Origin of the sequence: Streptomyces sp. MBT65 (genome assembly GCF_016612545.1) — a bacterium.
Taxonomy (GTDB): Bacteria; Actinomycetota; Actinomycetes; order Streptomycetales; family Streptomycetaceae; genus Streptomyces.
The window spans coordinates 1-8,499 of record NZ_JAENRY010000317.1 but is presented as its reverse complement, the minus strand read 5'-3'; the positions used below and the strand labels follow the sequence as shown (position 1 = coordinate 8,499).

The window sequence follows — 8,499 nt, the reverse complement described above, 5'->3', positions numbered from 1 at the left end:
CCGCGCGCGTCTCCTCGTCGGCACAGCCGGCGGTGCCGACGAGTTCACCGTCGGTTTCACCGACCGCTCCGACGCCCGCCCCGAAGCCCTGGAGCCCCCGCACCCGTCCGGCACTCAGGCAGAGCGGCCGTCAACTCGCCTTCCCCGCAAGCCCAGTTCGAGCGGGCCCGACGCCCGGTCCGGCGGATCCGGTGTCCACAGTAATCCAGCGTTGTCCAGCTCTGGGAGCTCCACGACACGACTCATGGTGCTGTGACGGACGGTCAAATCCCCCTGGCCGACCGGTGTCCGCTGCCCGACCCATCGCACGAGGAGAACCGTGACGGAACCACGACCCGCCCCCGCTCTGCGCGAGACCACGAGGGAGACCGCGCGTGCGACCCCGCGAGACGTCACACAGGAAACCCCACGGAAGACCACACGCAAGCCCCTGACCAAAGGCCAAGGCATATCCGGACGCGTCGCCGCGCTCTCCCGCTCGCTGTTCGACACCGAGCTGCCGTTCGGGCTGCGGGTCTGGGACGGCAGTTGCGCGGGTCCGCAGGACGGTCCTGTGCTGGTGCTGCGCACACCCAGGGCCGTTCGGCATCTGCTGCGCAGCCCCGGGGAGATGGGGCTGTCCCGCGCCTATGTCACCGGCGAGATCGACATCGAGGGCGACTTCCGGCAGGCGCTGCGCGAGGCGCTCGACTACGTCCGGACGGTCCGTCGGAAGGGCCTCCGCAGCCCCGGCGTACTGCCGTCGCTGCCCTCGCTGCTGGCCCTCGGCATACGGCTGGGCGCCGTCGGCCTCCCGCCGAAACCGCCGACCGAGGAGGCCGGGCTGACCGGCCGCGCCCACACCCCCCTACGGGACCGGGCCGCCATCGCCCATCACTACGACCTGGGCAACGAGTTCTACCGGACCATCCTCGACGAGACCATGTCGTACTCCTGCGGTCTGTGGACCTCCGACGCCCCCGCGTACCGTCCGGCGGACGCCCAGCGCGACAAGCTCGATCTCATCTGCCGCAAGCTCGATCTGCGTCCGGGGGCCCGACTGCTGGACGTCGGCTGCGGATGGGGCGCGCTGGTGATGCACGCCGCCGAACGGCACGGGGCACGGGCGACCGGGATCACCAACTCGTCCCGCCAGCACGAGTACATCACCACCCGGCTCGCCGAACGCGGCCTCACGGACCAGGTCGAGGTCCGGCTCCAGGACTACCGGCAGAGCACGGGGGACTCCCGTGCCTACGACGCGGTGTCGTCCGTGGAGATGGGCGAGCACGTCGGCGCCGAGAACTACCCCGAGTACTGCGCGCTGCTCCACCGCTCGCTGCGCCCGGGTGGCCGGCTGTTCCTCCAACAGATGTCACGCGGCCGGGCCCGGCCGGGCGGCGGCGCGTTCATCGAGTCGTACATCGCGCCCGACATGACCATGCGTCCGCTGCCCGCGACCCTCGCCCACCTGGAGCGGGCCGGGTTCGAGATCCGGGACGTCCAGTCCGTGCGCGAGCACTACGTCCGTACGATCGACGCCTGGTCGGAGCGGCTGGAGGCCTCCTGGGCGGAGATCGTCCACCGGTTCGGCGCGCGCCGGGCGCGGATCTGGCGGCTGTATCTCGCCGGCGCCTCCCTCGCCTTCGAGGGCAACCGGATGAGCGTCCATCAGATCCTCGCCGTACGGACCCGGTCGGACGGCGGCAGCGGATTCCCGTCCGTCGTGGACCGGTCCAGGGTGAGCTGGGCGCCGTCCGGAGCCGTGGGACCGGAGGCGGACGCGTGAGAATCTGTGTCATCGGGTCCGGTATCGCGGGCCTGACCACGGCGTTCGCCCTGTGCGACCATCCGGACGCCGAACTCACGGTCTATGAACAGGACGCCCACTTCGGCGGCCGGGCCGACGTGGGCCCCGGGGGCGAGCACTGTCCCCGCTTCTTCATGGACGACTACCGGCACCTCCTCCGGATCCTCGGCATGATCAAGGGCCCCGACGGCAGGACCGTCCGCGACTCCCTTCGCCGCGTCCGGCGGTTCGCGCACACCGAGACCACCGGCTGGGTGGAGATCTCCCATCTGTATCGGATGCTCGCGAAGGAGATCCCGCTCCGCGAGAAGCTCAGGTGCCTGTGGGCGTGGCGTCCGTCGCCCCTGCTCGCGGAGAAGCACTTCCGGGGCCGCGGGGACAACCGGTACGGATCGGCGCGCAACTACTCGGCGCTGTCGCTGGCCCGCATGGCGGTGAACCTGTTCCGGGCCAAGACCGCCTTCGTGCTCCCCGGGGCCACCGACACGTGCCTGGTCGATCCCTGGGTGGCTCATCTGCGGGAACGGGGCGTCACCCTGACGGCGGACCGCCGGGTGTCCCGCGTCGAGCAGGCCGGCAGGAACGTCCGGGTCCACACCCGGGCGGGAGCCGAGCAGTTCGACGCGATCGTGATCACGGCCTTCGTCCCCGACATGGTCGCGCTGCTCGACGCCTCCCGGATCGACCACGCCGTCAGCGAGGCCGACCACACCCACTGCGTCGCCTTCACCGTCGATCTCGACCCCCGGGAAGCGGTCCTGCGGGAGCCGGACCCCGTCCTGTACTCGCGCGACGGCATCAACATCCTCGTACAGCCCGAGGCCGGCCGGTGCGTCGTGCTGTGCACGCTCAGCCCTCGCACCGACGAGGAGTACGTCATGGCGAAGGTCCGCGGCCATCTGGACCTGCGCCACCCCCTCCGCCAGGTGCGCACCCGGCCCAACCAGCGCCCGGGCGAGGCGATCCTCGCCGGCGACTACCTTCGGCGGGACCGCATACTCCGCCGGCCGGCTCCGAACGTGCACTTCGCGGGGTCGGCGATCCACAACAGCTATCCGATCGACTCGGCGGAAGGCGCGGCCCGTACCGGACTGGCGGCCGCGGCGCGGATCCGCCGGGACCTCGGCCCGCGGACCGGACACGAGGGGGGCGTCCGTGGAGTCTGAGAAGATCGCGGTGATCGGTGGCGGCGTCGCCGGACTCACCGCCGCGTACCTGCTGCGCCGGCGCTACGACGTGGTGCTGTTCGAGGCCGCCCCCCGGCTCGGGGGCCACGCCGACACGCACGACGTGCCCACACCCGACGGCACGGTCGTGTCGCTCGACACCGGATTCCTGGTGCACAACCTCCGCACCTACCCGCACCTGCTGCGCCTGTTCGCCGAACTCGACGTCCCGACCCAGGACAGCGAGATGTCGATGAGCATCCGCTGCCGAGGCTGCGGTCTTGAGTACGCGGGCGGCAGACGAGGGCTGGGTCTGGTCCCGGGACCGGACACGGCCGGCCGGAGCCTTCTCCACCTGCTCTCCGAGATACCCCGGTTCCACCGGGAGGCACGCCGGTTGCTGGCGTCCGGGGACAGTGGTCCGACCCTGGGCGGATTCCTGGCGAGGCACCGGTTCACCCGCTACTTCGCCGACCACTTCGCCCTGCCGCTGGTCTCGGCGGTCTGGTCCGCGTCGGCGGAGCTCAGCACCGCCTTCCCGGCTGTCCCGCTCTTCACCTTCCTCCAGCACCACGGCCTGCTCAGCGTGCGGGCGATGCCCCGGTGGCGCACCGTCTCCGGGGGCTCCCGCAGCTACGTCGACCGGATCGCCGCGCGACTGCCCGAGGTGCGCACCGGCACACCGGTCCGAGGCATCACCCGGCACTCCGACGGCGCGGAGGTCATCGACGCGGCCGGCACGACCCACGCGTTCGCCCGGGTCGTCGTCGCCACCCACGCCGACCAGGCCCTGGCTCTGCTGACCGACGCCACCACCCTGGAGAAGCAGGTCCTCGGCGCGTTCGGCTACTCGCGCAACGAGACCTGGCTGCACACGGACGCCTCCGTGCTGCCGTCGAGGCCCAGGACCCACGCGTCCTGGAACCTCCTCAAACAGGGCTGCCGCGGCGGCGGCCCCGTCCTGGTGAGCTACCACCTCAACCGGCTGATGCGGCTCAGCGAACCCCTGGACTACCTCGTGACGCTCAACGGCGCCACCGAGGTCGACGAGTCCGCGGTCCTCGTCAAGCGGGTCTACGAGCACCCGGTCCTCACCCTCGACACCCTCGCCGCCCAGCGCGGCCTCGCCCGGCTCGACAGCCCCGTCGTGGTGTACGCGGGCGCCTACCACGGCTGGGGCTTCCACGAGGACGGCTGCCTGGCGGGCGTACGCGCCGCCGCCGCGCTGGGGGTCCGATGGTGAGCGCCGCCCTCTACCAAGGGCGCCTCACCCATGTGCGCCGCACACCGCTGCGGCGCGTCTTCCACCACCGCCTCTACCTGTGGCTGGTCGACCTCGACGATCTGCCCACCCACCCGTGGTGGCTGCGGCCGTTCACCCGCATCCTGCCGTCCGACCACTTCGGGGAACCGGACCGTCCGCTCCGCGCCAACGTCGACGCCTGGCTGCGCGACCAGGGCATCGACCTCACCGGCGGACGCGTCCTCATGCTCACCTCCGCGCGCGTGCTCGGGTACGTCTTCAACCCGCTGACCGTTTACTGGTGCCTCACCCCGGCGGGCGACCCCGCCTGCGTGATCGCCGAGGTCCACAACACCTACGGGGAACGGCACTGCTACCTGCTGCGGACCACGCCCTCCGGATCCGTCCGCACGCCCAAGAGTTTCTACGTCTCCCCGTTCCTCGCGGTGTCCGGGGAGTACCGGATGCGGATGCCCGTCCCCCGGGAGCGGCTCGCGCTGACCGTCGCGCTCGTCCAGGACGACCGGACGGTCTTCTCCGCCTCCCTCACCGGCCGCCACCACGACGTCGAGCCCGCCGACGTCCTCCGGGCCGTCCTCACCCACCCGCTGCTGCCCCAGCGGATCAGCCTCGGCATCCGCCGCCACGGCATCGCGCTGTGGCTCCGCCGCCTGCCGGTCTTCCCACGCCGACCCGCCGGAAGGACATTCCGATGACGACGCCCACGCCCACAACCTCGCCCGCGACCATGACCGACGCCCCGAGCGCTCCGGTGCGGGCGCGGATGGTGGAGCTCCTGTTCCGCCGGGCGATGGGCTCCCTCCCGGTGCGGGTGGCCTTTCCCGGCGGGGAGCGCATCGGGCGCGGCGGCACGGACTCGCCGGTGATGAGGATCGTCCGCCCGGCGGCGTTCTTCTCCCGGCTGGCCGTCGTCGGCCCGGTCGGATTCGGCGAGTCGTACATGGCGGGTGACTGGACGAGCACCGACCCGGCCGGCCTGCTGACGCCGGTCGCGGCCCGGCTGACGCGCCCGGCCCGCCGGCCCGCGACCGCGTTCCGCCGGTGGGCCGACCAGACCCGTCCGGACGCGGAGCGCAACACCCTGGAGGGCGCCCGCTCCAACATCCGCCGCCACTACGACCTGTCCAACGAGTTCTTCGCGCTCTTCCTCGACCGGTCCATGACCTATTCGTGCGCGCTGTTCGGTCCCGGCGACGACCTGCACACCGCCCAGCTCCGCAAGATCGACCGCGTCCTCGACCTGGCGGGTGTCGGGCCGGGGACCCGGATGCTGGAGATCGGGACCGGCTGGGGTGCGCTGGCCGTCCGGGCGGGACAGCGCGGTGCCGAGGTGACCACGCTGACGCTCTCCCCGAGCCAGCGCGACCTCGCCCGCGCCCGGATCGCCGAGGCGGGCCTGGCCGACCGGGTGACCGTCCTCCTGCGCGACTACCGGGAGGCCGAGGGCGCGTACGACGCGATCGTCTCCGTAGAGATGCTGGAGGCGGTCGGGGCCGAGTACTGGCCGGCCTACTTCGCCGTACTCGACCGTCTTCTGGCGCCCGGCGGGCAGGTCGCCCTGCAGACGATCACCATGCCCCACGACCGGATGCTCGCGACGAAGGACGTCCGCACCTGGATCCAGAAGTACGTCTTCCCCGGCGGACAGATTCCCTCGCTCCGCGCGCTGGAGGAAGCGCTCGCCCCGACCTCGCTGCGCGTCGGCGGGCGCCACCGGATGGGCGACCACTACGCGCGGACCCTCGCCGAGTGGCGCTCGCGCTTCCTTTCCCGCGACTCCCGCGACGAGGTCGCCTCCATCGGATTCCCCCAGGTCTTCCCACGTCTCTGGGACTTCTACCTGGCGTACTCGGAGGCCGGCTTCCGCTCCGGCTACCTAGACCTCTGGCAACTCCGGCTCATCCGCTGAACGGGCCGAGCCCGCGAGATCGTAGGCGGCCCGGAGCGGAGCCAGCTCCGGTGCGTCCAGACGGCGCTTGCGCACGTACTGGTCGATCGCCTCGCAGAGTCTCATCGAACGGCCGCCAGCCGACGGCGTCCCCGTCGGACACGAGCTGCCTGATCTGACTGTCGCTGTAGCCGACCTGCCGTGCGATCTGCTGCGAGGACAGACCCGTCGAGTCGAGCGCCCGGCCGACGGCCAGGCCGGCACGTTTGACGGCCCGTAACTTCTTGTCGCGGTCCCTGGACAGCTCGCCGCGTTCTACCCTCAGCGGGCGAGCCGGTCCCCGGACACCGCGAGCCGCTCAGCCCGTGCGGCCGTCGGAGTTCATGGACCGAGAATAGACCGGGCCGAGCGTCGGTAGGCCGGGGTGTCGACGGAGGGGGCGGGCCGCTTCCGTGCCGGTCGTCACGGCCCTGTCGCCCCTTCCGGCACCTGCTGCCGTCGCGTGAATCAACCGGAATCGGCGAGGGGCCGGGTATCGGTATCGGTGATCCGGGGTCCGGAGCGCCCCCCGCGCGCCCCGGACCGTGGACCCCCCATTCCCCGTCGTCATTCAGCTCTTCGGTGCCCCCGTCCCGCACGGGGGATTTGGCGCCGGATGTGCTGCGGTCGAGTGCCCCCGGCATATCGACCGCAGCACGCGCCCCGGGTTCGTCCGAAGGCATGATCAGTGCGCCCGTTCCCCCATGGGACGCGCCCCCGTGCCCGTAGGCTCCGGCACAGACAGCTTCCCCGGTCTTCGGGCCGGTCCGGAGGGGTCGGGTGTTGCCAGCGGGTATTTGGCAACACTGATCGGGCGGTGTGTTGTTGGGGGGATGGTCATCGAGCACGACGGATTCGGTGCCGAGTTACGCCGGCGCCGCATCGCGGCCGGTATGTCGCTGAGTGAGCTGGCCGGCAAGGTGTACTGCAGCCGCAGCTTCCTGAGCCGCGTGGAGAACGGGCGCCGCAGGGCGTCCCTGGAGTTGGCCCAGCTGTGCGACGAGGTGCTGGGCGCCAAGGGAGCGCTGGTCGGGCTGGCACCGCCGCCCGGCTCCGAGGCCGTACCGAAGGCGGTTCGAGGCGGGGCGGGTGAGCGGGCCGGCGGGGCGGTCAAGTCGCTTGAGAAGGACGGGCGTTGGGCGGTCGGGCAGGACCGCGCCGAGTTCCGGCGGCTGCTGCGGCGCGGCGACCTCAGCCACGCAGCGGGCGAGATGCGGGAGGCCGAACGGCACTACACCGCCGCCTACCGCAGCGCCGAGGGCGACCCGCGGGCGCAGGCCGAGGCCGTGATCAGGATGGCCCGCCGCTGGTCCGATCCCGGGCAGGTCGACCGCGAGCTGATCCAGTCGATCCGCGGGTGCCTGGCCGCGCTGGACGGCGACGGCGGCGCCGAGGCCGCGGGTCTGCGATTACGGCTCGAAGCGCATCTGGCGAAGAAGATGGCCCTCGCGGTCAGCCAGGACACCGCGGCCGGACTCGCCGGACCCGCCGAGGGAGCGCGGCTCGCCGAGGACACGCTGCGCCGATTACCCGACGACGGCGACGACGAGGTGCGCTGCGAAGTCCTCACGGAATGCCGCTGGGCACGCTACGACTTCATGCCGGCCCCTGATGCGCTGACACTCTCCGAACGACTGCGCGAGGCCGCCGCCCGGCACGACTCGCCGTACTTCCGCGGTGAGGCCCTGATGGCCGTCGCCATCGACCAACTGCGCAACGGCAGGATCTTCAGCGCCCTCGCCACCGCGAACCAGTACCGCAAGCACGCCGCGGACACCCACAGCGCCCTCGCCCTCTGGCAGCGGCACACCCTCGACGCCCTCCTCGACCTGTGGCACGGCCGGTGGGACGCCGCCGCCGAGTGGATCTTCGTGGAGTCGCTGAAGTTCATCGAACTGCTCCGCGCCGACTACGCCGTGCCCGCGGACAACCTCACCCAGACCCGCCTCGGCCAGGCCTACTGGCTGCTGCGGCAACAGGGCCGACTGGCCGAGCTGTTCACCTCCGACCTGGCCGGCGATGTCGAGCGGCACTCCTACTTCCCGGTCTGGCGGGCGGGGTTGGCCCTCGCGATGTGCGAGACCGGGCAGTACGCCGAGGGAGCGGACCTGTTCCTGGGCTGCGTCGCCGACGTCGACCGGTTCCCGCCCTCCGGCTGGGCCGTACCCGCGCTCGTCCTGCTGGCGGAGGTCTGCGCGGCGCTGGACCTCCAGGGCGGATTCGAGGCGGAGTTGGCGGGCGTCCTGCCCGTGCTCCGCGCCCGCCTCGCGCCACACGACGGCGAGCAGATCGCCCTGGGTGGCTGGCCCACGGTCCTCGTCGGCCCGACCGCCCGCGCCTGCGGAGTCCTCGC

6 protein-coding genes are annotated in these 8,499 nt (G+C 72.1%); all 6 read left to right on the top strand.

Annotation, left to right across the window (positions count from 1 at the left end; translation table 11 throughout):
• Nucleotides 1-430 precede the first annotated feature (430 nt).
• The gene (locus tag JHN63_RS42465; RefSeq protein ID WP_200690478.1) at nucleotides 431-1,768 is read left to right on the top strand and encodes a cyclopropane-fatty-acyl-phospholipid synthase family protein; all 1,338 of its coding nucleotides are present in this window, start codon (nucleotides 431-433) and stop codon (nucleotides 1,766-1,768) included.
• Nucleotides 1,765-2,955 carry an FAD-dependent oxidoreductase gene (locus JHN63_RS42460; protein ID WP_200690476.1) on the top strand — a complete coding sequence of 397 codons (1,191 nt, stop codon included), beginning with the start codon at nucleotides 1,765-1,767 and terminating at the stop codon, nucleotides 2,953-2,955. The genes JHN63_RS42465 and JHN63_RS42460 overlap by 4 nt, the downstream gene beginning before the upstream one ends.
• Entirely contained in the window at nucleotides 2,945-4,198 is a 1,254-nt protein-coding gene (locus JHN63_RS42455) for an FAD-dependent oxidoreductase (RefSeq protein ID WP_307782109.1), read from the top strand. Before JHN63_RS42460 ends, JHN63_RS42455 begins: the two co-directional genes overlap by 11 nt.
• Nucleotides 4,192-4,914 carry a DUF1365 domain-containing protein gene (locus tag JHN63_RS42450; protein WP_200690475.1) on the top strand — a complete coding sequence of 241 codons (723 nt, stop codon included), beginning with the start codon at nucleotides 4,192-4,194 and terminating at the stop codon, nucleotides 4,912-4,914. Before JHN63_RS42455 ends, JHN63_RS42450 begins: the two co-directional genes overlap by 7 nt.
• Nucleotides 4,905-6,128, top strand: coding sequence for a class I SAM-dependent methyltransferase (locus JHN63_RS42445; RefSeq protein ID WP_374222993.1), 1,224 nt, complete (start codon nucleotides 4,905-4,907; stop codon nucleotides 6,126-6,128). The genes JHN63_RS42450 and JHN63_RS42445 overlap by 10 nt, the downstream gene beginning before the upstream one ends.
• Nucleotides 6,129-6,979: 851 nt before the next feature.
• On the top strand, nucleotides 6,980-8,499 hold a 1,520-nt coding region (locus JHN63_RS53370), incomplete at its 3' end, for a helix-turn-helix transcriptional regulator (RefSeq protein ID WP_234478508.1).